The organism is Salinispirillum sp. LH 10-3-1, assembly GCF_030643825.1.
Lineage (GTDB): Bacteria > Pseudomonadota > Gammaproteobacteria > Pseudomonadales > Natronospirillaceae > Salinispirillum.
The window spans coordinates 3,112,815-3,135,291 of the sequence record NZ_CP101717.1 but is presented as its reverse complement, the minus strand read 5'-3'; the positions used below and the strand labels follow the sequence as shown (position 1 = coordinate 3,135,291).

Here is a 22,477-nt window from a genome sequence, read left to right as displayed (position 1 = left end):
GCCTGTTGGCTGAGGTACTTGGCAAAGCCTTTATCGATTCCGACAAGGTCATTGAGGAGCGTGCCGGGGCTAATATTCCATGGATCTTTGATCTAGAAGGTGAGCCCGGTTTTCGCGAGCGAGAGTGTTATGCCATCGATGAGCTAACCCAGCAAGGCGACCTGGTGCTGGCAACCGGTGGCGGAGTTGTTAAGTCGCCTGAAAATCGACGTTGGCTACATGAGCGAGGCTGGGTGGTCTATTTGCGCACGCGTGTGGACACGCAGCTTGAACGCACGGCGAAAGACAAGAACCGTCCCCTGTTGCAACAGGCCGATCCCCGCGCCGTTTTAACGCGCTTATTGCAAGAGCGCGAGCCCTATTACCTCGAAACTGCCCACCTGGTGGTTGACACAGACGATGTTTCGCCGCGAGCATTGGCGGATCACATTGCCCAGGAATTCCAGCGCTACCATGAAGACTCTTAATCTCCGCCTGCCTACGCATGAGTACGACATTCATATCGGGCGGGACCTGCTGCACCAACTCGAGTTGATTCGCCCCCATCTGACCTCTGAGGTGATGATCGTCACCAACGACACCATTGCGCCAATCTACTTGTCCGCTGTACAGAGTGTGTTAGCAGACAGCGTGCCGCGTTTGCACAGTGTGGTATTGCCCGACGGGGAAATGCATAAAACATTGGATGTTTTGAATCAGATATACACTGCCTTGTTGGAACACAATTTCTCCCGACGCTGTACCCTGATTGCCTTGGGCGGCGGAGTGATCGGTGATATGACCGGTTATGCGGCAGCCAGCTACCAGCGTGGCGTAAAGTTCATTCAAATGCCAACTACCCTGTTGTCACAGGTCGATTCGTCGGTGGGCGGCAAGACCGGGGTCAATCATGCGCTGGGCAAGAACATGATTGGCGCCTTTAAACAGCCTGAGCTGGTGCTGATTGATACAAAGACACTGAATACCCTGCCGGACCGTGAATTTGCTGCAGGGTTGGCGGAAGTCTTGAAGTACGGGTTGATCGCCGATGCGGACTTTTTTGCTTGGCTCGAGCAGCACTGGACGGACTTGTTAGAGCGCGATGAAACCTTGCTGACCGAAGCCATTTACCGCAGCTGTGCGTTGAAGGCCGCCGTGGTCATTGAAGATGAGACTGAGCAGGGTCGTCGGGCAATTTTGAATTTGGGGCATACCTTTGGGCATGCAATCGAGACGTTTACCGGTTATGGCCAGTGGTTGCACGGCGAGGCCGTGGCAACCGGCTTGCTGATGGCGACCTACATGTCCGCGTTATTGGGTGATGTTCCGCATACGCTGGTCGAACGCCTAAATACGCTGTTGCTGCAGGCCGGACTGCCGATACAGTCACCCGAGGGTATGACACGGGACGACTATATTGCTTTGATGGCGCGCGACAAAAAAGTTGACGCTGGGCAGTTGCGCCTGGTGTTGTTAAAAGACTTGGGCCATGCGATAGTAACAGGCGAGTTTCCAGTGGAAACGCTCTACCAGACGATCGATCACTACCAGAGTTAACGCATGTCTGACCTGCCTTCCTATGTCGACTACTACGGGCTGAATAACGACCCGTTTGACGAATACGCTGCCCATCCCTTTGTGCCCGTGGCAGGGCGACAAAAAGCTGTGGATACCTTGCTGCACTTGTTGCAGTTTTCTGATGACGTGATTTTCATTGCAGGCCCTGTGGGTAGTGGCAAATCCGCAATTTTGGAGCAGCTGATTCGCCAGTTGCCCGAGAACATCGACCTCGTGATGATCGAAGTATCTGAAAGCAGCAGCGACAAGGAGCTGTTGTGGGACGTCGCAACCCAGTTCAAATTGACTCCCGATCGCACACACAGCACCCAACGCTTGCAACTCATGATTCAGGCGCATTGCCAGAGTCTGCATGCCCGCGGTCAGGTACCCACCTTAGCCATTGATGATATCGACGAGTTACCCACCGAAGTGCTGGCCAGTCTCAGTCCGGTACTGCACGGTGGCTTGAATGGCGAACCCGGGCTGCGTTTGGTTGGGTTGGCGGCCGATGTGGGAGAGATTCGTAGGGAGCTATCGACACTTGGTTTTGCTTCTGGGCAATTGATCGACTTACCGACCTTGCGCTATAGCGACAGTGTTAACCTGATTCAGGGTTACTTCGCTGCGGGCGGTATTACCTCCGGTGTTCCTTTCGACAACAACACCCTCAAACGGCTGTATAAGCTGAGTGGTGGCCGTCCGGGTCGACTGTTGGACGCGGTTAAAGATTTTATGCTGGTGGAGACGCAGCGCCGTCGCCGTCATCGTGGTGTACCTTGGCCACACATGGTGGCCGGTGCGGCCATCATCTCCGCGCTCGTGTTGGCGGTGTTGTACCAGTCGGGCAGTGATGAGCCGCCAGATACTCAGCAGTTTGAATTGCTGGCGAGCCAACCACCTGAGCTGGTTTCCGAATTGGATGCAGCCGCGGTACGTGAACGCTTAGCTCAGGCCATGGCTGAGCGAGAGGTGATTACCGATCCTGTGCAGCCGGAGCCACAAGGGTCCGCATCTGCTCAGCCAGCACCCGTACAACCCTCACCACCCACGCCAACGACCGGCAGCGGCACTTTGTCGGAAGATAAGTTGGCGGAGTTAACACAGGAAACTGCGCAAAGTACCACGTCTACACCTGCCCCAACGCCCGCTCCGGCACCACCGGCTGCAACAAACCAGAACCAGCCGTTCTTCGCGCCGGATTGGTTGCGCAATGCCAACAACAGTCGCTATACCCTGCAAGTATTGGGCGCTCGGCAAGAACAAAATGTTTTGGAATTCATCGCTGCCAATGAGCTTGCACCAACCCAGGCGGGCTATTATCGCACGGAGCTGCAGGGTCAACCGTGGTATGTGCTGGTCTTTGGGGATTACAGCAATGCTGACAGCGCCCGGGCCGCCATTACTGGCTTGCCTGCGAATTTGCGTGCGGCACAGCCTTGGCCACGCCCAATCAGTTCCGTAAAAGCGGATCTTTCTGGCCAATAAATAGCCATTTATACCGTTAAAAAGTAAAAATATTCTCCCTTTTGAGGCCAAACACAGGGCCTCAATTGTTCGCTCTATACCTCCTGAGTAAACTTGTGCTTCATAAAAGAGCTGGTCAAAAAATAGCCAGTCCAACAAGATTACGAATTGAGAGTGTCTGGTATGAGTGAAGCGCTGTATCGCCCAGAAGAGTTTCGTGATAACTGTGGCTTCGGCCTGATCGCGCACATGGAAGGTGAGGCGAGCCATAAATTATTACAAACTGCCATTGAATCCCTTGCCTGTATGACGCACCGTGGCGGTATAGCGGCTGACGGTAAAACCGGTGATGGCTGCGGTTTGTTGCTGCAAAAGCCGGACGAGTTTCTGCGTGCTGAAGCCCAGACACTGTTCAGCACTGCCCTGCCAGAGCGCTATGCCGTAGGAATGATTTTCTTGAGCCAGGACGACACCTTGGCCGCTGCAGGCATTACGGCGCTTGAGGAGTCGCTGGTTAACCAAGGTTTGGCCGTGCACGGCTGGCGCGAAGTACCACTCGACCCTTCGTACTGTGGCCCCATGGCGTTGGATTGCTTGCCGCGTATTCGTCAGGTGTTTGTTTCCACTGAGACGCTGAGCAGCGAAGAATTCGCTGTCCAGTTGTACGTCGCCCGCCGTAAAGCTGAGCAAGCCATGGCGCACGATGAAGACTTCTATATCTGCTCGTTGGCCGAGAAAGTCATTTCTTACAAAGGCTTGGTGATGCCGGTCGACCTGCCGCGCTTCTACACCGACTTGGGTAACAGCGCGGTTAAAACCGGCATTGCGGTTTTCCACCAGCGCTTTTCCACCAACACTGCGCCTAAGTGGCCATTGGCCCAGCCGTTCCGTTTGTTGGCGCACAACGGTGAGATCAACACCATTTCCGGTAACCGTAACTGGGCCCGTGCGCGGGCGCGCACGTTCGAAAGCGACACCTTGCCCAATTTGGACGACTTGCAACCGGTTGTGAACACCACTGGCTCAGACTCCTCCAGCCTCGACAACATGATGGAACTCATGATGTTGGGCGGTATGGACCTGTTCCGCGTGGCACGTACAGTTATACCTCCGGCGTGGCAAAACTTCGAAACCATGGACTCCAAGCTCCGTGCGTTCTATGAATTCAACTCCATGCACATGGAGCCGTGGGACGGCCCGGCTGGTATCGTATTGACCGACGGCCGCTACGCGGTGTGTTTGCTCGACCGCAACGGTTTGCGTCCGGCGCGCTGGGTCATCACCAAGAACGGATTTATTACCCTGGCGTCAGAAGTGGGTGTATTCGACTACAAGCCTGAAGACGTCGTATCCAAAGGCCGCGTTGGTCCCGGTCGTATTGTGGCGATTGATACGCACACCGGCGAATTCTTGCAGACCGAAGAAATCGACGACCGTCTGAAAACAGCCTTCCCGTACAAGCAATGGCTGAAAGAGCACGCCGTGCGCTTGCAGTCGCGTTTGGACTTGGCCGAACTGGCTGACGGGGCAACGACGTCCGGTAAAACGCTGCGCTCGTACATGAAGATGTTCCAGATCACCAATGAAGAGTGTGACGACGTATTAACCGCGCTGGCCGAAGGCGGGCAAGAAGCCGTGGGTTCCATGGGCGACGACACGCCAATGGCGGTGCTGTCGAGTCGCATTCGCCCCTTGACCGACTACTTCCGGCAACAGTTTGCGCAGGTAACCAACCCACCCATCGACCCACTGCGCGAAGCCTGTGTCATGTCGTTGGAAACCTGTTTGGGGCCAGAACGTAACCTGTTTCGCCCGTCGCCTGAGCACGCTAAACGCCTGATCTTGACCTCTCCGGTATTGTCGCCGTTGAAGTATCAGACGCTGCTGCATATGGAGCAGCCGGAATACCAACATGAAATGATCGATATCACCTATGAGCCGAGTGAAGGCCTGGAAACAGCCATTCGTCGAGTAGCCGACCAGGCCGAAGCGGCAGTGCGCTCGGGTAAAGTCGTGATCATCTTGTCAGATCGAAATATTGCCGAAGACCGTCACGCCATTCACGCCGTATTCGCGACGGGTGCCGTGCATCACCGCTTGATCGACACTGGCTTGCGTACCAATGCCAACATCGTGCTCGACAGCGGCGCGATTCGTGACCCACATCATTACGCGGTCGCCATTGGCTTTGGTGCCTCGGCCATCTACCCGTATTTAGCCTACGAAGTCATTCACTCGGACATTCGCAAGGGTCGTCTGGAAGGGCATCCGCACGAGTTATTCCGTAATTACCGCAAAGGCATCGACAAGGGTCTGTTTAAGATCATGTCGAAAATGGGTATTTCCGCCATTGCTTCTTATCGCGGCGCACAGTTGTTCGAGGCCATTGGCTTGTCGGATGAGATCGTCAACCTGTGCTTCAAGGGTGTAACCAGTCGTATTCAAGGCGCGCGTTTTGAGCACTTTGAAACAGAACAGCACCTGCTGAACAAGGCCGCATGGTCTGACCGTAAGCCCATTCAACAAGGTGGTCACCTGCGCTATGTGCACGGCGAGGAATACCACGCCTATAACCCGGATGTGGTGAAGACGCTACAGGATGCCGTACAGAATGGCGACGCGGCGCGTTATCGTGACTACGCCGCTTTGGTCAATGACCGCCCGGTCGCCACCATCCGTGACCTGTTGGATCTGAAATCCGACCGTAGCCCGATTCCGTTAAAAGACGTTGAGCCGTTCGAAAGCATTCTGAAGCGCTTTGATTCTGCGGCTATGTCGCTGGGAGCCTTGTCTCCGGAAGCGCATGAAGCCCTCGCGGTCGCAATGAACGAACTGGGTGGTCGTTCCAACAGCGGTGAGGGTGGTGAAGACCCCGCGCGTTTTGGCACCACCAAGGTATCTAAGATCAAGCAGATCGCTTCAGGTCGCTTCGGTGTGACGCCGCATTATCTGGTGAATGCCGATGTGCTGCAGATCAAAATTGCCCAAGGTGCTAAGCCCGGTGAAGGCGGCCAGTTGCCCGGCGGTAAGGTCAATCCGCTGATCGCACGGTTACGCTTTTCGGTGCCGGGCGTGACCCTGATTTCGCCACCACCGCACCACGATATCTATTCTATCGAAGACCTGGCGCAGTTGATTTATGACTTGAAACAGGTGAACCCGCAGGCCTTGGTCTCGGTGAAACTGGTCTCCGAGCCCGGTGTGGGCACCATCGCGGCCGGTGTGGCGAAAGCCTACGCCGACCTGATCACCGTATCGGGTTACGACGGCGGTACCGGTGCATCACCGATCACCTCGATCAAGCACGCCGGTTCCCCGTGGGAGCTGGGTCTGGCGGAAACGCATCAAACCTTGCGCGGCAACGACCTGCGTGACCGTGTGCGCTTGCAGACTGACGGTGGTATGAAGACCGGCCTTGACGTCATTAAGGGTGCCTTGTTCGGTGCGGAAAGCTTCGGTTTTGGTACGGCGCCCATGGTGGCCTTGGGTTGTAAGTACCTGCGTATTTGCCACCTGAACAACTGTGCGACCGGTGTCGCCACGCAGGACGCTCATCTGCGTCAAGAGCATTTCCGTGGCACCGTCGAAATGGTGAAGCACTACTTCACCTTCGTAGCCGAAGAGGTGCGCGAGCATCTGGCCCAACTGGGTTATGCCAGCCTGAGCGACATCATCGGTCGTATTGATCTGTTCACCCCGCGTGAAGGGCAGACCGGCAAGCAGCAAGGGCTGGATCTGAGCGTCTTGCTGAACTACACGAACATTCCGGCGGATAAGCCGCACCAGTGTACGTGGGAGCGCAACAAGCCGTTTGATAAAGGCGAAAAGGCCGAAGCAATTGTGGCGGCCGTATTGCCCGCGATTGAAGCCAAGTCCGGCGGTGAGTTCAGTTTCCAAATCGGCAACTGCGACCGCTCCATTGGCGCGCGCGTCAGTGGTGAAATCGCCAAGCGTTATGGCAACAACGGCATGGACGACGCGCCCATCACCTTGAACTTTACTGGTATTGCCGGGCAGAGCTTCGGGGTGTGGAACGCGGGCGGTTTGAACCTGATCATCGACGGTGACGCTAACGATTACGTGGGTAAGGGCATGACGGGCGGCAAGATCGTCATTCGTCCGCCGCAAGGTTCCGCGTTCAAGTCGGTGGACACATCCATTATGGGTAACACCTGCTTGTACGGCGCAACGGGCGGTAAGCTATTTGCGGCGGGTCGAGCCGGTGAGCGGTTCGCGGTACGTAACTCCGGTGTGCACGCGGTGGTAGAAGGCGCCGGTGATCACTGCTGCGAATACATGACCGGCGGTATGGTCGCTGTACTCGGATCAGTGGGTACTAACTTCGGTGCCGGCATGACCGGTGGTTTCGCCTACGTACTGGACTTGGAAAACACCTTCCAAGACAAGTACAACCGTGAACTGGTTGATGTGGTTCGCGTGCACCCCGAAAGCATGGAAGAGTATCGTCACCATTTGACGGGTGTGATTGAAGAATTCGTTGCCGAAACGAACAGCGACTGGGGTAAAGAGTTGCTGGAAGACTTCGACGACTACGTTCGTTACTTCTGGCTGGTGAAGCCGAAAGCGGCCAGTGTGTCGCAGTTATTGTCCAACACGCGCGCGCGTCCGGAGTAAGCATTATGACGACAAGACTGAATAACGATTTCCAGTTTGTAGACGTGGGTCGTAAGGACCCAGCTAAGCGTCGCCTGAGCACGCGTAAAACCGAGTTCGTAGAAATCTACGATCCCTATTCGGCGGAAGACGTGAAACAACAAGCGCACCGTTGCCTGGACTGCGGTAACCCCTATTGCGAATGGAAGTGCCCGGTGCACAACTACATTCCCGACTGGTTGGACTTGGCGGCACGGGGCAACATCATGGCGGCGGTGGAGTTGAGTCATCAGACCAACACATTGCCCGAAGTCTGCGGCCGCGTATGCCCGCAAGACCGTTTGTGCGAAGGGGCCTGTACTCTGAACGACGGCTTTGGCGCGGTGACCATCGGCTCTACCGAGAAGTACATCACCGACACCGCCTTTGCCATGGGCTGGAAACCGGACATGTCACGCGTTGAGTGGACCGACAAAAAAGTCGCCGTCATCGGTGCTGGCCCAGCCGGGTTAGGCTGTGCCGATGTGCTGGTGCGTAACGGTGTGAAGCCCGTGGTATTCGATAAATACCCGGAGATCGGCGGCTTGCTGACCTTCGGTATTCCAGAATTCAAACTGGAAAAAAGCGTCATGGCGCGCCGCCGTGAAATCTTCACGGAAATGGGCATCGAATTCCGCCTCAATACGGAAATCGGTACCGATGTGACCATCGAAGAACTGCTGCGTGATTACGATGCAGTGTTTATGGGCATGGGTACCTACACCTATATGAAAGGCGGTTTTCCGGGCGAAGACTTGCCCGGCGTGCACGACGCCCTGCCGTTCTTGATCGCCAACGTTAATCGTTGTTTAGGCTTCGAAAAAGATCCGGCTGACTTCATTGATATGAAGGGCAAAAAGGTCGTGATTCTGGGTGGTGGCGATACCGCGATGGACTGCAACCGCACGTCCATTCGTCAAGGTGCCAAGTCGGTCACCTGTGCTTACCGTCGTGATGAGAAGAACATGCCGGGCTCGCGCAAAGAAGTAGTGAACGCGCGCGAAGAAGGGGTGAAATTCCTGTTTAACCGTCAGCCTGTCGAGATCGTCGGTGACGGCAAGGTAGAAGGCGTTAAGGTAGTCACGACCACTATGGGCGAACCCGATGCCAATGGCCGTCGTCAGCCGGTGGTGGTTGAAGGCTCGGAAGAGATTCTGCCCGCTGACGCCGTGATCATCGCCTTTGGTTTCCGCCCCAGCCCAGCCGGTTGGATTCCAGAGCAGGATGTCGCGCTGGACAAAGGCGACCGTGTTGTTGCGGCTGAGCAACAAGACTTTGCTTTCCAGACCAGTAACCCCAAAATCTTTGCCGGTGGCGACATGGTGCGCGGTTCAGACCTCGTGGTCACCGCCATCTACGAAGGCCGTAAAGCGGCCGAAGGTATTCTGGACTACTTGGAAGTCTAATTGTGTGGCCTTTCCAAAAAAAGCAGCCTACGGGCTGCTTTTTTTTTGCAGAGTTTAGAGGGTAACCGTGTATTTTTAATGGGTATTGATAGGTTGGTCACAGAAATTTCTCTTCGGTGTATCCATCGGTGGAGGAATTTGCTTTAGACTAGCGGGACTTAAAAGTCGAACTCCGTTCTGACCGTTTCGCTCGCTGGGAGGGCAAAAACATGAGTTTTATGCGTAGAGGATTAAATGTCGTATCGGTAGCGCTTCTGTTGCTGGCTGTGGGGTGTAATGAGGCATTGGATACCGGTGGCGGCGATGGTGGTACAGGTGATACCGGCGGCACAGATAATGGGTCTAATGACAACGGTACGGGTGGCGGCACGACAACAACGGTACCGGCAGGTGCTGGCTTTGTACAAATCATTCAGCCTAGCCCCAATGCTGTTGCATTACGTGGCTACACCACGGCCAATCTGACCGATTACGCGAAGGTCGGGGTGCGGGTCTTGGATTTTAACGGGGTTCCCGTTTCAGGTCATACAGTGAACTTTCGGTTGACCAATACCATTGGCGACTCATCACTGACATGGTCGTCAATTAACACTAACTCTGAAGGTGAAGCTTATACTTGGTTGTTGGCGGGCAGTGTGCCCGGGGTGACCCAAGTCGAGTTTCGTATGGACATTCTTGGGGTGACGGGCAACGTGATAGAGGTTAACAGGCATGTCGCAACGACTCAGCCCATCAATATGAGCACTGCCGTTCCTGTCACCGACGGGATCAGTTTGTCCACCAATGTCTACAACCCTGAAGGCTACAACTTCGATGGTGTGCCGGTCACGATCACGGCCCATTTAGGCGATATGCATCGCAACCCGGTTGCTGACGGGACCATAGTTAACTTCCTCACCAACAGCGGTATGGTTGAATCCAGCTGCGCTACCAGTAATGGTGCCTGCAGTGTCGAGTGGCGTTCGGCGGCCCCGCGCTCTGCTGATGGGCGCGTCTATATTTTAGCCCGTACGGAAGGCAATGACGCCTTCATAGATTTGAACGGCAACAGTCGCTTTGACATCGGTGAAGACTATACGCCACAAGGCGAGCCTTTTGTTGATGCCGATGGAAGCGGAAATTATACCGCTGGGGAATTTTTCTGGGATCGGGACCAAGCAGGCAACTACACTGCTGCAGACCCCGCGGCGCTTTATCGCGGCTTTGGTTGCAGTAATGCCGCCTTAGGCGCTGGTCACTGTGCTGAACGAGCCGATGTTTTCGATGGCATTACATTGGTAAACAGTGGTTCATTCATTACTTTGAGCCCAGCACCGACAGCGATTGCTGGCTCGCAAACCGTGACCTACACCATGGTCGACCAAAACGGTAATGTGCCTCCGGTTGGCAGTACTCTGACCGCGAGTTGTGACGGCGATGCGAATGTAGACCTGTGGAATGACACTGTTCCTGGGAACCCGGGTTCAGCAATGTTTTCTGGTTGGCCTGTTGAGGTGACGTATGACGTTACTGGTGCAGCGAATTGTACGATTACTGTTCAATCGCCAAATGGTTTAGGCGTGCGCTACATGGTCGCCGTCAACTAAACACGCTCACCTGGTGAGATCCAAAGAAAGCAGCCAACGGGCTGCTTTTTTTTGCCTTACGATTAAGGCCAAGAGTCAGTGTGAGCCAGCTTGTGGTGACAAGTACAACTGATGAATTATTGGACAAAAAATGAGAGTCTTGCTGTTTTCTTGTGACCTGAAGGCGCATGAGACGCTATTAATAAGAATATGTATCACATCTAGTCTTGGCGATGCATGGAACAACGGGCATTGTAACAACCAAAATAAAAATGGCTAATTGAAGCCCTCTTCTGAATAGGCCACGACAGCAGATGCCCGTTGTTGAAATTGTTTTGCCGTTACTTACCGGCTTTTTGTGCTTGAGCCTTGGGCTCTATGCGCTGCGCTTTCGCCATCGTCCGGGCGGGTTAGCCATTAGCGCATTCTTGGGCATGGCGGCAATAACAGCGTTCGCCAATGGTGCAGAAGGCTGGGCTCAGGAGCTGAGTGCCAAATTTGCTTTTCGGCAAATTGCCACCTTCGTGTATTGGTCTTATGACTTAGTTGTATTGTGGGTCATATACAGCCTGTTACGGCTGCGTGAAAACTCGCCACTGCGCTTTATGCTGTTGATTTTCTGCCCCATGGTGGTCGCGTCCATTCTGACCTTAACCAATCAATGGCATGGCTGGATGTGGTCTGCAATGTCGGTATTCAGTGGCCAAGTGGTGGTTTCGTTTACGCCCTTAGGGCAAGCACTGCGTTGGTACGTCATTGCCATGCTGATCATATTGGTGGTGCTCGGTACATTCCTCTCTCGAAATCTGGCCCCTCGTTGGCGCGACAAGGTACTCTGGGTGATGGCGGGCATGAGTATGCCGGTGTGGCTTGCGGCAGCGAAAATGGCATTTCCAAACTCGTTGGTGCAGGTGTTTCCAACATCGCTGGCGTTCCTGCCCGGTAGTGTTTGTTTCCTGGTGGCACTCTGGCGTCAGCAACTTTTCAGCTTCAGCCCTGTGGCCCGTGACCGCGTGTTCAATTTGCTACCGGATGGCATCATGATTGTTGATCGTCGCGGCCGAATCTTGGACGCCAACACCTCTCTACGGGCGTTGATTCAGTTGCCGGAGGATACCGGGACACTGCGTATTCGTTCGGTATTACGCAACTACCCTGCGTGGCGCGAAGCCATTTATATGGGGGGCGGTAGTCAGTTAGATATTCGTATAGGCGAGGACGACTATCAAGTGGTCGTACAGCCTTTAGGTGAAATGCATGACGCAGCCACTGTGTCGACGGTGCGGAATATCACAGAGACACAGAATCTGCTGCGGCGCTTAGAGCATCAAAGCCAGCGCGATCCGTTAACCGGGGTGCTGAATCGCCGAGCCTTTTCGGAGACATTTGCACAGCGCAAACAGACTTTGCCGGATGGTCCGGTGGGCATGATGGTATTGGACCTCGATGATTTCAAACAGGTCAATGATACCTATGGTCATCAGGCCGGCGACGATGCCCTGGTCCAGGTTGCGACCTACATTGAAGACCACTTACGGCCAGATGATTTACTTTGTCGGATGGGCGGCGAGGAATTTATGGTGGCGTTGTGGGGGATTGAACCAGAGGCCTTGCGTGCCCGTGCGGAGTTGGTCCGGACCGCAGTGGAAACCCAGATGGCCGCATTCTCTGAGTCTGGCGTGACGGTCAGTATTGGTATCAGTTATGCCGACAGCAACGCTGATTTAGAGGCTTTATTTCGTGACGCCGATGCCCAAGTCTATCACAGTAAAAGTAACGGTAAGAACCAAGTAAGCGGGCCGGTTCAAGCACTGTCCGTATAAAGCCTGAGCTGCTGGCTGAGGGTTACTCCAGCCCACCGCGCGAAGAGTCCTTGGCGGTGGTTTCGCACTTCGTAGTATACTGCGCTCCCCCATACTAAAACCAAAGAGTCCTGTGGGTGGCGCAATCGTGTGGGCCCGCATAAGGACCGATCAAAAAAAACAGTGGAGAGCACCATGACAGACTTTCGCATCGGGATCGATCTTGGCGGTACCAAGATTGAAGTCATCCTGCTGAGTCGAGACAGCACTGAACACTTCCGTAAACGTGTACCTACCCCTCAGCACGACTACCCGGGCACTCTGGATGCCATCGTAGCCTTAGTAGACGAAGCCGAACAGGCGGCAGGCGAGAAGAATATTCCGGTCGGTATCGGCATTCCCGGAACTGTGTCACGCAAAACCGGTAATGTGAAGAACGCCAATTCTGTGTGGCTTAATGGTCAGCCGATGCAGGTAGATCTCAGTAAGCGTTTGGGTAGAGCAGTCCAATTGACCAATGATGCCAACTGCCTTGCTGTATCGGAAGCCACCGATGGCGCTGGTAAAGGTTATCCGTTGGTGTTTGCCGCCATTCTAGGTACGGGCTGTGGTGCCGGTATTGCCGTGAACGGCTTGCCGTTGTCGGGCCCCAATGGGGTTGCAGGCGAGTGGGGGCATAACCCGTTGCCTTGGACATCAGACCATGAACTTATGCGGCGGCCTTGCTACTGCGGTAAGATGGGGTGCAACGAAACCTTTTTATCGGGCACGGGCTTGGTGAAGTCTTACGAGATGGCAACTGGCGAGAAGTTGACGGGTGCGGAGATCAGCCAGCGTGCCGAGAGCGGCCAAGCGGCTGCAGTGCGCGTGGTTGATGAGTACGTTGAACAGCTGGCGCGCGGACTGTCGAGTGTCATTAATGTACTGGACCCAGACGTAATCGTATTGGGTGGCGGCGCATCGAATCTGCAAGAAATCTATAAGCGCTTGCCCGGATTGCTCGCGCAATATGTGATTGGCAATGAGTGCGATACACCCATTGTTAAGGCCTTGCACGGCGATTCCAGCGGTGTGCGCGGCGCGGCGTGGTTGAATCCGCTATAGGCGGCTTCAACCACCACGTCTAGGCAATAGCAGGGCTCGACTCAGTCGAACTTGCGTAGCATTTTAGCCAGTGATTCGAAGGCACCTTGCAGGGTCGTCGTTCGCTGGCCGTTCTCTTCAATCTTTTGGGCTGTCACGAGACTGGTTTCGGCGATGTCACTGATCTGACGTGTAATGTCGCCCGATACCTGCGTCTGCTCTTCTGTCGCCACGGCAATTTGCTGACTGATCTCTGTGATCTCCGTCAGCGCCCGCCTGATTTGCTCAAAGACTTGTTCCACTACTTCTGATTGCGTCACATTGTCTTGCACCCGCGCTTGGCTCGACACCATAGCCTCTACGGAAGCTTGAGAACCACTCACCAAGCGATCAATGATTACCTTAATATTTGCCGTAGAGACTTGCGTACGTGATGCTAATGCACGCACCTCGTCAGCAACGACGGCAAAGCCACGGCCTTGCTCGCCGGCTCTGGCGGCTTCGATGGCAGCATTTAGGGCCAACAGATTGGTTTGCTCGGCAATGCCCTGGATTTCCGTCAGGGTTTTAGTCACAGCGGCGCAGTCATCGGCCAAGCCCTTAACGGTTTCACCTGTATTGCTCAGTACACTGGACAGGCTGACAATACCATCCCGCGCACTACGCACGGCTATCTGGCCTTCTTTTTGTGCACTGGTGGTTTCATCGGCGAGTGTAGCGGCACGTTGGGTTTGCTCGGATACCGCGATGAAGGACTCGTTCATATCTTGCATGGCACCACGCATCTGGTCGATGGCGGATTGGCTTTGCGCCGACAAGGCCACTACGTCGGCCGTGTTATGGTTCAAATGCTCTAGGGTTTCATCGGCGGTATTATAGGCTTTCTGTGTCGCTAGAATGGCTGAGTGCAGTGATTCTAGAACCCAATTCAACTGTGACAGAATAGGGTTGCTGGCCGCATTGGCCCGTATCGATAGGTCAATGGTCGCTTCGTCGTCGCCGAGCATGGTGGTGGTCACGCGGACAAGTTCTTGCGACGCCTCTAACATGCGTTTGGCCAAGCGCATCAGGACAATCAAGACGCCTGTTTCAATGACCACATACATGGCGTGCATACCGACGATAGCCCATGAGTGCTCCATTGAAGGAAACAGGTATATTGGAATGCCGGCATGCTGCGTGAGGTGTAACACAACATGAATGACAGCAGCGGCAGCAGCCCCCCACAAAATGGGACGGTACTCCAAATATACAAACAGGATGGCCAAGGCCACGAAGTAGCCAAAATGCGCTTCAATCATACCGCGCATCTGATGCACGTGTAGGGTGACGAACAGCATCAATACGACCGCAATAATAGCCGGCGTAGAACGGTGATGGTTCAGTATCTTGATAGCGAAGAAGTTAACGGCAGTAAGCGCCCCCCCCACTAATAATGCTAATGCCCAAGTACCATAAAAAGGCGCATAGAGAAAACACATCGCCCAAGCGCCAAAAGTGAGCTTGAGCATTATGTTGTCTACTTCATGGCGGTAATTCAGTACAAAGCTGATCAATCGGCTGTTGGTGGCTTTATTCATAGACCTGTCTACTCGGCTGAGACGCATGAAAACGTTGAGGTTTATATAAGTAGTTTAGACTGTTTCAGATCACTGATCGAACGAATAATATTATTCTATGTGCAACCCACAGCCACGCAGAATGACATCGGTCAACTGCTCCGCAATACGTTGCTGTTCACTGGCATCCAGAGGCCGGGGAACTAAACCGTCAACCTGGGCACCGAAGTCGGCGTAGAACTGGGTGCTGCTCCAAATGAGGAACAACAGATGTAGCGGGTCAAGTTGACGCATCTTGCCTTGTTCCATCCAGTGCTGCATGACTCGCGTACGCCCGTCGACCCAGTCATGCAGTGGCTTGCCCAACTGCGCACTGAGGTTTGGTGCGCCATGAATGATTTCGCTGGCAAAAATGCGTGATGCCATAGGGTGGGTAAAGGAGTATTTTACCTTGGCGTGAATATAGCTGGCCAAGGCTTCAGCTGGATCATCATCTTCAGAGATGTGGTCGAACGCTGAGTTCCACAATGCAATGATGTCTTCCAGTAGGGCCGAATAGAGGCCTTGCTTAGATTTAAAATAGTAGAGTACATTGGCCTTTGGTAATTCGGCCCGTTCGGCGATTTTTTGCAGTGAGGCACCGCGAAAACCGTGCTGGACGAACTCGTGTGCGGCAGCTGCGAGTATTTTTTCAGTGTTTTCTTGTCGTATGCGTCCGGTGTTGGGTGATGGGTTACTTGAGGGGATGACTTGATCGACGGTCATTATCGCATTTCCATGTGAGAATACTTTGTGACGGTTTTGTGAAGATGCTCAGTGAGGCAATCTTTCGTTATTTGTTAATAACTTAACCGTACGTTATCGATAATGCCAGTAAAAATGCGGTCTAGAAGCGCCATTGCGTCCTTTTGTAAAGTCGCCTCCTAGACCATTAGGGTGCTACCCGTTGGGTAGGCCATGCGTCAGTGGCGGGGGCCCACATCATCGTACAGCGCTTTTAAGCGATCGCGTGTCTGGCGGAAGGTCGTCATGCAGCTCGCGAGATGCATGACCCACTCTGGCTGTTTGATCTCTTCTCGTGCGCGCTCGAAGTGCGCCAAGGTGGCATCCTCCACGGCAAGCAACTGCTCCAGAAAGGGCGCGCTGTCGTACCGCAGTACAAAGTGCTGAGCGTCGGCATACCATTTACGCAAGGTAAAGGTCATGGAGCCGTTGACGTCCGGGTGCTTTCCGGTTTCGCTGATCTCGCGTAACAGGTCCTCTATGATGGCGCGCCGGGTTTGCGCGATCTCCAAGAAGGTCGTTTTTACACCTTGATGCTCAACGACGTCTGCAGCGTGTAGGTAGAAATCCATGCCATCCTTACAAATGGTCAACAGCTCTGTCAGATGATCACTGTCTTGTGGCGGCGGATCTCGCACCACATCCATTACGGGCATCCAATAATGACGGTCGTACATGGCGTTATTCCTCCACGGTCAGTTGATTGTTGACCACCTGAATGCTGTCCAGATTTTGGCCTAGCTGGTTGGCCACCATGCGCTCCAGTTCAGAGCTCACAGTGCCGGTCAGTATCAGGGTGTCGTCTTGGATGTCGATGTTGATATTAAGGCCGTCCAAGGCTGAGCTTTCTGCGAATTCGCGGCGCAGCTCGGCTTCCAGCTGCGCTCTGTGCCAGCCTTGCAACAGGGTGCGCTGTGCCACCATGGCGTCCGTGGTTGCGGGCTGCGCAGTAGAGAGCTCAACGTCACTTTCAACTTCTAGGTCGCCCGCCACGCTGCGCGCGACCTGCAAAATTACCCGACGTTCATTCTCATTCGTCACCGCACCGGAAATCACCACGCGCTGATCAGAAACAGCAACTTCAAACACATAGCCATTCAATGATTCAGACAGGATCAGTGCCGCTTCAATGCGCCCTTGCAGGCGCGCGTCGTCGTCCGCTACTGCGGGTAGCACCATGAAACACAGTACTGCTAATACAGCCAGCTGTTTAACGCGAACGGCAGGGTGGGCAAACAGCGTAGATAAAACAAACATTTAACGTCCTCAAAGAATCAAAAAATAGGGTATGGCTATGACACTCAAGGTTCGTGCCAGCGATGGAATGCCTTAAAAGCCATGCAGATAGCGCTTTCTGCTCAATAGGTCGGTAAAAACTGCTAGGCGGCCAGGTAATAATTACCGATTTGCTTGCAATGTGCGATCAGCCTATTAGGCTAGTGCTAGGTTTCTGAGTTGGGGTAATGGCATGACGAGCCAGCAAGTCGTGTGTTTGATTGACGACCCTGTGTTGCAGGCGCGCTGTCGTGAGTACCCGAATTGGGGCGACATCGACGTGTTGTGGGCCGAACAACTGCCAGAAATCTTGCCCGACATTGTGCTCTGTGGGCGTCGAGATTTGTCCATGGCGGAGCTGCAGCATTGGCGCGAGCGTGGCGTCTTTGAGCGTTGCCGAGTGATTCTACTCAGTGACGGAGCCCCAAACACGGTATTAGACGCTGCCATGCGCTTCGGCGCGCTCTATCATTTGCGTTCGCCCTTTCCTGATTCTGCTTTGAGCGATGCTTTGGCGTTATCGCATGCGTTCGGTGCGACGAAGACGGAAATGACGAAGGACGATAGCCAGGTGAGCGGTATTGATCAGTTTGGTTATCTGTTGGGGTCGTCGGCGGCCATGCGCCAGCTCTATCGCGACATTCAACAAGTCGCACCCAGCGACGCCAGTGTGTTGCTGCTGGGCGAGAGCGGCACGGGTAAGGAGTTGGCGGCGCACACCGTGCATCAGATCAGTACGCGACGTCATGGCCCGTTCATCGCAGTGAATTGCGCAGCCTTGAATGCTGAGTTGATCGAAAGTGACCTGTTTGGACATGTGCGAGGCGCATTCACTGGGGCTGATCGCGAACGTTCAGGCGCCTTTGCCCAAGCGCATGAGGGCACCCTGTTTCTCGACGAAATCACCGAAATGCCGATGGCGTTGCAGGCCAAGCTGTTACGTGTACTCGAAACAGGCGAGTATCAGCCGGTGGGCAGTACCGAACGGCGCACGGCCAATGTGCGTATTGTATCTGCCAGCAACCGTGACCCGGAACAAGCGATTCGGGAGGGGCGCTTGCGGCAGGACATCTTTTATCGATTGGCGCATCTGCCATTACTGTTGCCGCCGCTGCGAGAGCGCGTGGGTGACGCCGTTATGCTGGCGCGGCATTTCCTCGTGCAGCGCAACGCTGAGTCGGGCACGTATAAACACTTTTCTCCCGCCGCTTTAGCCTTTGTGGCGCAGCAGCAGTGGCATGGTAATGTGCGTGAACTGAAGTTCTTGGTCGAGCGGGCGTATCTGTTGGCGAATCATGTGATCGAGCCGGACCATCTGCGCAGCCCCGCTTTAGGCAATGCTGTCGCCGCTGCGTTGCCACCGGGATTGACACTGGAGGCCTTGGAGCGGCGTTATGTGCTGGAGTGTTTAGAACGCCATCATGGCAATCGAACAGCGACGGCGCAGCAATTGGGCGTCAGCGCCAAAACCCTGTACAACAAGTTGCAGCGCTATGCGCAAGAAGCCCTTTAGGGAATAATATTTCAGAGCTTCCCTAGCTGTCAGACTGCAACTTGCGCAATTGCTGCAGCAACGACTTGGGCAGCTGGTGGATGATCAGCGTTTCGTTGTCGGCATCAAATTGAATGCCTTTGCCCAAGGAGCCGCTGGCAAAACTGATGGACACGTCTTTGCTTTTGCCGCTCAGACGAATGTATTGCCGCAGTTGTTTGCGGTCGGGAATCAGCTCTTCGCGCGGCGTTTCTTGGTGTTGCTGCAGATAGTCGTCAAATAACGTGGGGGCGCTGTCGTTCACGTGCGCCGACAGCTCCCGGTACACCACGGGCTCGCCTGCTTTGTCCTGCTCCACACAGAATTCAATGACCTTCTCTTTCGTCGCACTGCTTTCTTCTTCCGGTAGGTTCGCGCAATAAGCATCGACCAAGTGCAAGAACTGTTCAGTTTCGGCTTGCTTGTTCAGGGTGTCAGTGAATCCCAGCCAATCGAGTAAGGGTTTTTGTACGGTGCGTTCACCGCGCCCGAGGCTCACCGTCAGGTACTTACTGGCGTCGTCGGCCCAGTCGGTGAGATCGAGGCAGGCAATAAAGCCGGTATGGCTGAAATCCAAGTAGGCGGTGTCGACCACGTCGAGTTGAGTGTTCAGGGCGAAGGCCTCGGTCTCGCGCAGCAGCGCAATGAACAAGCGTTCCGTTTGCTCCAAGGATTCGAGTACAAATACCACATGGCCAGCCAACACTTCGTTGTGCTGATCCAGCTGCAGACCCAGTTGCTCGGTGGCGCGCCGGGTAAAGCCTTCAAACGGTAGCTGCTCGCTACGCCATTGCTGCACCAAAGCACGCAGCCCGCTTTGCTCTGGGTCGAAGCGACCGTATTGCTTGCCCGCACGAGCCGCTTGTACGCGCTTTATCTCGTTCACCAGCGTCTGGCCATGCGGTTCCAACGGACATTCCTCGGCGCGCGCGTTGATCAGTGCGCTGGTTTGGCTGTCGTCTTTACTGAGCTGGTGGATGATGAACTGGCGAACGGGCATGGCAATGGGATCCCTTCAGGGTGAACAAAGGCGCTATGGTAACAGGCCGACGCACTGAAAGGCACTCTGAGGGATGTACCACCTTGGCGTATGACTTGCCCCAACTAGACTACAGCCTGATAAGGGAGCACACATTTCACTTCCGCCATGGCGTAGTCGTCTCGATGGGTTTTTTAGTGGTCAATCGGCGTTGCGCACCAGGCGAACACGCAGCTCACTGGTGCGAAAGCTAGGGCTCAGGTCGCCAAACAAGAAACCGACTTCCCACGCATAAAGATCATGGCCCGTGTAGGCGGCGGCGGTCCAAAACCAATTGGGTGGGGTCTGCGGGAAAATATCGCCATTCACAGACGGGTTCCAGCAGCGTGTTTCGACAATGGTGCGCAGCTCGTAAGGATAGGGTACGCGCCAATCATCATGGTCGGCATCACGGGCTGCATTGGCTTCTTGTGCTCTGAGTTGTGCGCCCTCCCAGCTGAAAGCCTGCGCCGTGCCAGTACAGGTATTGCCGCGCCACACCTGGCCTTCGGAGCAGCGCTTCCACATCAGCCCGGTGGTCTTGTGCGTGACGGTGCCATTACGATGGTCGATAAAGTCGGATGTCGGTGTCTCAAAAGGCAGTGCTGACACTTCGTAGTCGCCGTTACAGGCAGACTTGGCGATAGCGCTAAGCACCAGAGTGCCAATGAAAGCCGCAGTTAGAGTACGCGTTGTCATGGTTGCTCGTTAGAAGTTAGCCGGTGTCGTGGCGGACACCACAACACAGGGTTCGTCATAGGGGTTTCTAAACCGGTGTGGGCGGGTAGACTCGAAGTAATACCCATCACCTGCATTCAGTTCGTACACTTCGCCGTCGACGGTGAGTTCGAGCTTGCCGGACACCACCATGCCTGACTCTTCGCCTTGGTGTTCGTACATTTCCTCGCCGGTGTCAGCGCCCTTGGCATAGGTTTCCTTCAAGAAGGCGATGGCGCGCTGCCCAAAGGCTTTGCCAACCAGCTGGTATTTCACGCCTTCGCCAACGGAGAGGTCCATCATTTCTTCGTCACGATAGACCACCTGTGGCATTTCGTGGTCGCCTTCGGTACTGAAGAAGTCAACGAGCGAGATGGGAATGCCGGACAGTACCTTTTTCAGTGAGCTCACACTGGGACTGACGCTGCTTTTTTCGATCATGGAAATGGTGCTGTTAGTAACACCCGCTCGCTTAGCGAGTTCGCGTTGTGACAAGCCAAATTGCTTCCGAATCTGCTTGAGGCGTGGCCCTACGTCCAAATCTTCGATCTCCCGTTGGTTTGTTAGCTCGTCCCGATGACTCAGGAAATAAACAAAAAACTGACTAAACGTACTTGCAACCTTTTGATCAATGTGTCAATTATATACAACACTTGAGCAAAATAATATACGAATTTCTATGTACTTAAATCCGCTGACTCATACTGATAACTTGCCCGACTCCTACTACGCAGCAACGCGTAATTCTACCGCCGATTACCCGAAATTGGAGGGTGAAGTACGTACGCAGATTTGCGTCATCGGTGGCGGCTTTGGTGGCGTGAATACCGCCCTTGAACTGGCCGAGCGAGGCTTTGAAGTGGTGCTGCTGGAAGGGCGAAAAATTGGCTGGGGTGCGTCGGGTCGCAACGGCGGGCAGTTGATTCGTGGCATCGGTCACGGCACCGAGCAGTTCCGTAAATACATTGGTGAACAGGGCATGGAAGCCATAGACCGCATGGGCTTTGAGGCCGTCGACATCGTGCGTGAGCGGGTAGCCAAATACCAAATCGATTGTGACCTCAAAATGGGTTACTGCGACCTCGCCAACAAACCTGAACACCTAAAGCATTTTGCCGAAGACAAAGACTGGTTGGACAAGATGGGCTACGGTCACCATACCGAGCTACTCAGCGCCGATCGGATGCACGAAGTCGTGGGTTCAGACGCTTACGTCGGTGGACTGATCGACATGGGTAGCGGCCACGTTCATCCGCTGAATTTGGTGTTGGGCGAGGCCGCTGCTGCTGCTCAGTTGGGTGTTAAAATATTTGAACAGGCCTTGGTCACCAAGGTCGAGCAGGGTGAGCCAAATCGTGTGCACACCGAAACCGGTACTGTGGTTGCTGATACCTTGGTGATTTGTGGCAACGCGTATGTGGCCGGGTTAGACCCCGTGCTGGAGGGCAAGGTCCTGCCCGCAGGCAGCTACGTTATTGCCACCGAGCCACTCAGCGACGAGCAGGCCAGACGTGTGCTGCCGCAAGACATGGCGGTGTGCGACCAAAAAGTAGGGTTGGATTATTACCGCCTGAGCGCCGACAACCGGCTTTTGTTTGGTGGTATCTGCAACTACTCCGGGCGTGACCCGAAGAGCATTGAAGGCGTGCTGCGCCCGCATCTGGTCAAGGTGTTCCCCTACTTAGCGGACGTAAGTATTGACTACCAATGGGGTGGCATGATCGGCATTGGTGCTAACCGTATGCCGCAGATTGGCCGCTTGAAGCCCAATGTGTACTACGCGCAAGCTTATGCCGGGCATGGCCTGAACGCCACGCACATGGCGGCCAAATTGATCGCCGAATCCATCAGTGCTGAGTCACAGCGCATTGAAGTATTTGAGAAGATCCCGCACATCACCTTCCCTGGTGGGAAGTTGCTGCGGTCGCCGTTGCTGGCGTTGGGGATGCTGTATCACCGTTTAAAGGAAATGGTGTAGTAACTTTTGCCGAGACTTGTTAATGCTTGAGTGATGGGACCATTAGAGCCTGTTATGTGCGCAGGGCGTGTGCCTCAAGGCGCGCCTTTCGGCCTGCCGTGAAG

At 54.6% G+C, this 22,477-nt stretch carries 17 protein-coding genes; 10 read left to right on the top strand and 7 right to left on the bottom strand.

Going from position 1 to position 22,477, the window contains the following annotated elements; translation table 11 throughout:
* Positions 1–5 precede the first annotated feature (5 nt).
* The 8 genes from NFC81_RS14450 to NFC81_RS14415 all read left to right on the top strand — a co-directional run bounded on the left by NFC81_RS14450 (position 6) and on the right by NFC81_RS14415 (position 13,533).
* Entirely contained in the window at positions 6–467 is a 462-nt protein-coding gene (locus NFC81_RS14450; RefSeq protein ID WP_370529874.1) for a shikimate kinase, read from the top strand.
* Positions 454–1,536, top strand: a complete 1,083-nt coding sequence (gene aroB, locus NFC81_RS14445) for a 3-dehydroquinate synthase (protein ID WP_304995179.1) — start codon at positions 454–456, stop codon at positions 1,534–1,536. Before NFC81_RS14450 ends, aroB begins: the two co-directional genes overlap by 14 nt.
* Before the next feature lie 3 nt (positions 1,537–1,539).
* Positions 1,540–3,024 (top strand): AAA family ATPase, encoded by a 1,485-nt coding sequence (locus NFC81_RS14440; protein WP_304995178.1) that lies wholly within the window; start codon positions 1,540–1,542, stop codon positions 3,022–3,024.
* A 162-nt stretch (positions 3,025–3,186) separates the two neighbouring features.
* Complete coding sequence (gltB, locus tag NFC81_RS14435) at positions 3,187–7,638, top strand: glutamate synthase large subunit (RefSeq protein WP_304995177.1); 4,452 nt, start codon at positions 3,187–3,189, stop codon at positions 7,636–7,638.
* Positions 7,639–7,643: 5 nt separating this feature from the next.
* Positions 7,644–9,062, top strand: coding sequence for an FAD-dependent oxidoreductase (locus NFC81_RS14430; RefSeq protein ID WP_304995176.1), 1,419 nt, complete (start codon positions 7,644–7,646; stop codon positions 9,060–9,062).
* A gap of 209 nt (positions 9,063–9,271) precedes the next feature.
* Positions 9,272–10,648, top strand: coding sequence for a hypothetical protein (locus NFC81_RS14425; protein WP_304995175.1), 1,377 nt, complete (start codon positions 9,272–9,274; stop codon positions 10,646–10,648).
* A gap of 293 nt (positions 10,649–10,941) precedes the next feature.
* Positions 10,942–12,450 (top strand): diguanylate cyclase, encoded by a 1,509-nt coding sequence (locus tag NFC81_RS14420; RefSeq protein ID WP_304995174.1) that lies wholly within the window; start codon positions 10,942–10,944, stop codon positions 12,448–12,450.
* Between the two features lie 174 nt (positions 12,451–12,624).
* Positions 12,625–13,533: an ROK family protein gene (locus NFC81_RS14415; RefSeq protein ID WP_304995173.1), complete on the top strand. Its 909-nt coding sequence runs from the start codon at positions 12,625–12,627 to the stop codon at positions 13,531–13,533.
* Positions 13,534–13,574: 41 nt separating this feature from the next.
* On the opposite strand, the gene NFC81_RS14410 is transcribed toward NFC81_RS14415, so the two are convergent.
* From NFC81_RS14410 to NFC81_RS14395, 4 genes are all read right to left on the bottom strand, one after another.
* Positions 13,575–15,092, bottom strand: a complete 1,518-nt coding sequence (locus NFC81_RS14410; protein WP_304995172.1) for a methyl-accepting chemotaxis protein — start codon at positions 15,090–15,092, stop codon at positions 13,575–13,577.
* A 90-nt stretch (positions 15,093–15,182) separates the two neighbouring features.
* Positions 15,183–15,836 (bottom strand): TetR/AcrR family transcriptional regulator, encoded by a 654-nt coding sequence (locus tag NFC81_RS14405; protein WP_304995171.1) that lies wholly within the window; start codon positions 15,834–15,836, stop codon positions 15,183–15,185.
* 197 nt (positions 15,837–16,033) lie between these two features.
* Positions 16,034–16,531 carry a PA2169 family four-helix-bundle protein gene (locus NFC81_RS14400; protein WP_304995170.1) on the bottom strand — a complete coding sequence of 166 codons (498 nt, stop codon included), beginning with the start codon at positions 16,529–16,531 and terminating at the stop codon, positions 16,034–16,036.
* Positions 16,532–16,535: 4 nt separating this feature from the next.
* Positions 16,536–17,111, bottom strand: coding sequence for a BON domain-containing protein (locus NFC81_RS14395; protein WP_304995169.1), 576 nt, complete (start codon positions 17,109–17,111; stop codon positions 16,536–16,538).
* A 211-nt stretch (positions 17,112–17,322) separates the two neighbouring features.
* Between NFC81_RS14395 and NFC81_RS14390 the strand changes: the two genes are divergently transcribed.
* Entirely contained in the window at positions 17,323–18,642 is a 1,320-nt protein-coding gene (locus NFC81_RS14390) for a sigma-54 dependent transcriptional regulator (protein WP_304995168.1), read from the top strand.
* Between the two features lie 22 nt (positions 18,643–18,664).
* Here NFC81_RS14390 and NFC81_RS14385 read toward each other — a convergent pair whose 3' ends face one another.
* The 3 genes from NFC81_RS14385 to NFC81_RS14375 all read right to left on the bottom strand — a co-directional run bounded on the left by NFC81_RS14385 (position 18,665) and on the right by NFC81_RS14375 (position 20,935).
* On the bottom strand, positions 18,665–19,660 hold the full coding sequence (locus NFC81_RS14385; RefSeq protein WP_304995167.1) for a nucleoid-associated protein: 996 nt from the start codon (positions 19,658–19,660) through the stop codon (positions 18,665–18,667).
* 180 nt (positions 19,661–19,840) lie between these two features.
* A complete protein-coding gene (locus tag NFC81_RS14380; protein ID WP_304995166.1) occupies positions 19,841–20,377 on the bottom strand; it encodes a DUF1566 domain-containing protein in 537 nt (178 codons plus the stop codon).
* A gap of 9 nt (positions 20,378–20,386) precedes the next feature.
* On the bottom strand, positions 20,387–20,935 hold the full coding sequence (locus NFC81_RS14375; protein ID WP_304995165.1) for a cupin domain-containing protein: 549 nt from the start codon (positions 20,933–20,935) through the stop codon (positions 20,387–20,389).
* Between the two features lie 139 nt (positions 20,936–21,074).
* On the opposite strand from NFC81_RS14375, the gene NFC81_RS14370 reads away from it, so the two are divergent.
* A complete protein-coding gene (locus tag NFC81_RS14370; protein ID WP_304995164.1) occupies positions 21,075–22,373 on the top strand; it encodes an FAD-binding oxidoreductase in 1,299 nt (432 codons plus the stop codon).
* Positions 22,374–22,477: the final 104 nt, after the last annotated feature.

What these genes read in the sequence shown, in the direction of transcription:
- aroB (WP_304995179.1), top strand. Translation starts at nt 454, where the DNA reads ATGAAGACTCTTAATCTCCGCCTGCCTACGCATGAGTACGACATTCAT.
- NFC81_RS14440 (WP_304995178.1), top strand. Translation starts at nt 1,540, where the DNA reads ATGTCTGACCTGCCTTCCTATGTCGACTACTACGGGCTGAATAACGAC.
- gltB (WP_304995177.1), top strand. Translation starts at nt 3,187, where the DNA reads ATGAGTGAAGCGCTGTATCGCCCAGAAGAGTTTCGTGATAACTGTGGC.
- NFC81_RS14430 (WP_304995176.1), top strand. Translation starts at nt 7,644, where the DNA reads ATGACGACAAGACTGAATAACGATTTCCAGTTTGTAGACGTGGGTCGT.
- NFC81_RS14425 (WP_304995175.1), top strand. Translation starts at nt 9,272, where the DNA reads ATGAGTTTTATGCGTAGAGGATTAAATGTCGTATCGGTAGCGCTTCTG.
- NFC81_RS14420 (WP_304995174.1), top strand. Translation starts at nt 10,942, where the DNA reads ATGCCCGTTGTTGAAATTGTTTTGCCGTTACTTACCGGCTTTTTGTGC.
- NFC81_RS14415 (WP_304995173.1), top strand. Translation starts at nt 12,625, where the DNA reads ATGACAGACTTTCGCATCGGGATCGATCTTGGCGGTACCAAGATTGAA.
- NFC81_RS14410 (WP_304995172.1), bottom strand. Translation starts at nt 15,092, where the DNA reads ATGAATAAAGCCACCAACAGCCGATTGATCAGCTTTGTACTGAATTAC.
- NFC81_RS14405 (WP_304995171.1), bottom strand. Translation starts at nt 15,836, where the DNA reads ATGACCGTCGATCAAGTCATCCCCTCAAGTAACCCATCACCCAACACC.
- NFC81_RS14400 (WP_304995170.1), bottom strand. Translation starts at nt 16,531, where the DNA reads ATGTACGACCGTCATTATTGGATGCCCGTAATGGATGTGGTGCGAGAT.
- NFC81_RS14395 (WP_304995169.1), bottom strand. Translation starts at nt 17,111, where the DNA reads ATGTTTGTTTTATCTACGCTGTTTGCCCACCCTGCCGTTCGCGTTAAA.
- NFC81_RS14390 (WP_304995168.1), top strand. Translation starts at nt 17,323, where the DNA reads ATGACGAGCCAGCAAGTCGTGTGTTTGATTGACGACCCTGTGTTGCAG.
- NFC81_RS14385 (WP_304995167.1), bottom strand. Translation starts at nt 19,660, where the DNA reads ATGCCCGTTCGCCAGTTCATCATCCACCAGCTCAGTAAAGACGACAGC.
- NFC81_RS14380 (WP_304995166.1), bottom strand. Translation starts at nt 20,377, where the DNA reads ATGACAACGCGTACTCTAACTGCGGCTTTCATTGGCACTCTGGTGCTT.
- NFC81_RS14370 (WP_304995164.1), top strand. Translation starts at nt 21,075, where the DNA reads ATGTACTTAAATCCGCTGACTCATACTGATAACTTGCCCGACTCCTAC.